At 60.6% G+C, this 2,536-nt stretch carries 2 protein-coding genes; one reads left to right on the top strand and one right to left on the bottom strand.

The annotated features are described in order from the left end of the window. Positions 1–72: 72 nt before the first annotated feature. Positions 73–393: a hypothetical protein gene (locus AC5ZG5_RS45975; RefSeq protein WP_028162550.1), complete on the bottom strand. Its 321-nt coding sequence runs from the start codon at positions 391–393 to the stop codon at positions 73–75. Positions 394–649: 256 nt separating this feature from the next. Between AC5ZG5_RS45975 and AC5ZG5_RS45970 the strand changes: the two genes are divergently transcribed. Continuing rightward, the gene (locus AC5ZG5_RS45970; protein ID WP_456644236.1) at positions 650–1,843 is read left to right on the top strand and encodes a serine hydrolase domain-containing protein; all 1,194 of its coding nucleotides are present in this window, start codon (positions 650–652) and stop codon (positions 1,841–1,843) included. Positions 1,844–2,536: the final 693 nt, after the last annotated feature.

Genomic DNA, 2,536 nt, shown 5'->3' with positions numbered 1-2,536 from the left:
CAAGGCTTCCTCCTAAAAGAAAGCCTTGAATCACGTTCCGTCTGATTTGAGAATCCCAAGAGTCCACACAGCCTAGGCCGCGCCGTTCAGATAGGTTTCGCGACGCCCGATCATACGTTCCGCCGCCGCCTTCGCATCGGCCTTTGAGGACGTCGCGCAGGTGCGATATTCGAGGTCCGGCAACTTGGCCGGGTCACGGCGGCCGAACCACGACCTGGGCGCGACCTGGAGCAGCGCCAGCGCCTGCGCGACATTGTCGACCGCTTCGAAGGAGTGCAACGCGCCGGTGCCGGCGTAACGGACCTCGTAAAGGCCGGGGCTGATCGGGGCTTCGATGTTCTCGCCCCGGCCGGGCCGGGGATACCGTTTCCACTCACTCCACGTCGAGATCATCGCCACATCCTGCAACTTCGAAAGCAACCATTTGCTTCAAAACATTCAGACCAGAAGCATAGTTTGCCTTGGAATTAGAATGCGTTACATCACGAAACCATTGACGGGAAGCAATACCAAATCACGTTATCGTGGATGGTTTCTGGTTGTGGTCGCTGCATTTCCGCTGAAATCAAAATCCGCGAGCGGCCGGCTTGCGGGACGCGCCACACGGTAAGAAGATCAAGCCTCCACAACAACAATTAGGAGGCGCCCCATGCAGAGCAAAGCTCAGATCGATCAGCTTCTCCGTCAGAAATGCGACGCGAAGGAAATCCCCGGCGTGGTCGCGATTGCCGCGACCGGCAACGAAATCATCTACGAGAACGCGTTCGGCAAACGCGACCTCGGCAAAGACGATGCGATGACGACGGACAGCGTGTTCTGGATCGCCTCGATGACGAAGGCGGTGACCAGCGCAGGCGCGATGCAACTGGTCGAGCAGGGCAAGCTCTCGCTGGACGAACCGATCGGCAAGGTGCTGCCTGATCTGGCTTCACCGCAAGTGCTCGAAGGCTTCGATGCCGACGGCGAGCCCAAGCTGCGGCCGGCCAGGACGCCGATCACGCTGCGCCACCTGATGACCCACACAGCGGGCTTCTGCTACCACATGTGGAACGATGACATGGGCAAGTATCTCGCAAAAACCGGGATGCCCGCCGTCACCACCTGCAAGAACGATGCGCTGAAGTTGCCGCTGACGACAGATCCCGGCACGCGCTGGGAATACGGCATCAATATCGATTTCATCGGCAAGGCCGTCGAGGCGGCGAGCGGCAAGCGGCTTGACGCCTACTTGCGGGATCACCTGTTCGCGCCGCTCGGCATGAGCGATACCGGATTCAAGATCACCGATGCGATGCGCCAGCGCCTTGTCGGCATGCATGCGAGAGCCCCCGACGGGACGCTGGCACCGATCCCGTTCGAGCTCGAGCAGGAGCCGGAATTCCATATGGGCGGCGGCGGTCTCTATTCGACTGCAGGCGACTACATCAAGTTCACGCGGATGATCCTGGGCAAAGGCCGCGGCAACGGCAACCAGGTGCTGAAGCCGGAGACGGTGGCGCTGATGGGCCAGAACCACATGGGCGATCTGAACGTCACCAAGATGGTCTCGGCCGATCTTACTTTGTCCAACCATGTCGATCTCGATCCGGACATGGACAAGAAATGGGGCCTCAGCTTCCTCATCAACACTCTGAAGACGCCGGAAGGACGCAGCGCCGGCAGCCTCGCCTGGGCGGGCCTCGCCAACACCTATTACTGGATCGATCCGGCGCGCGATGTCACCGGCGTGATCCTGATGCAGCTGTTGCCGTTCGCCGACGGCAAATGCCTGGAAGCCTTCGCCGGCTTCGAACGCGGCATCTATGCCGGCCTCGACGCCGACAGCGGCAAGAGGGCGGCGTGATGACGTAGGGCGAAATCAGCTTTTCGCCTTCGCCAAGAGCGAAGGCGAAAAGCATAGTCCGCCGCGCGCTCGCCACAGGTGGCTCAAAGCGAACATCTCGGTTTCATGTTGCCGCACGAGTTCGGCGGCCTCGCGGGCGATCTTGCTATCGGGGATCCTAACGCCAGAAATAACGTCGGCCATTGTCGAGCTCCCGTCTTCCCTATCTGCCGCTGGTTACAGGAATTTTGACTGTACCACCGCGGCGCAATCAGCCGCCCGCTCGCGGGGCCACAATCACCACCGTCATTCCGGGCGCGCCTCTTGGCGCGAGCCCGGAATCTATCGAGCCGCAGGCGGAGGCGGAGAAATGGATTCTCTGATGTGCAATTGCACATCATAGCTCGATGCTTCGCATCGCCCCGGAATGACAGTGGGACGCATTGCGCAATCCTCTCCTCCGTCATGGCCGGGCTTGACCCGGCCATCCACGTTCTCTCCCGTGCGCGGAGGCAAAGGACGTGGATGCCCGGGACATCTGCGCGAAGACGCGCTTCGCGCTTTTGCCCGGGCATGACGGCGTCGTATCGTTGGCGGGATTTTCTTTAAGCCAATCAATATGATTTGCCCGGTCCACCCCTCGCAGGAAAAACATTCCGCTTCCGTCGTCGGGCAAATCAGTGATTTAACTCCGCGCGTCTCACGGCGGATGAG

The sequence above is a fragment of the Bradyrhizobium sp. Ses1 genome (assembly GCF_059512365.1).
Note: the sequence above shows the minus strand (reverse complement) of the source record. Positions and strands in the feature narration are given on the sequence as shown.

What these genes read in the sequence shown, in the direction of transcription:
- AC5ZG5_RS45975 (WP_028162550.1), bottom strand. Translation starts at nt 393, where the DNA reads ATGATCTCGACGTGGAGTGAGTGGAAACGGTATCCCCGGCCCGGCCGG.
- AC5ZG5_RS45970 (WP_456644236.1), top strand. Translation starts at nt 650, where the DNA reads ATGCAGAGCAAAGCTCAGATCGATCAGCTTCTCCGTCAGAAATGCGAC.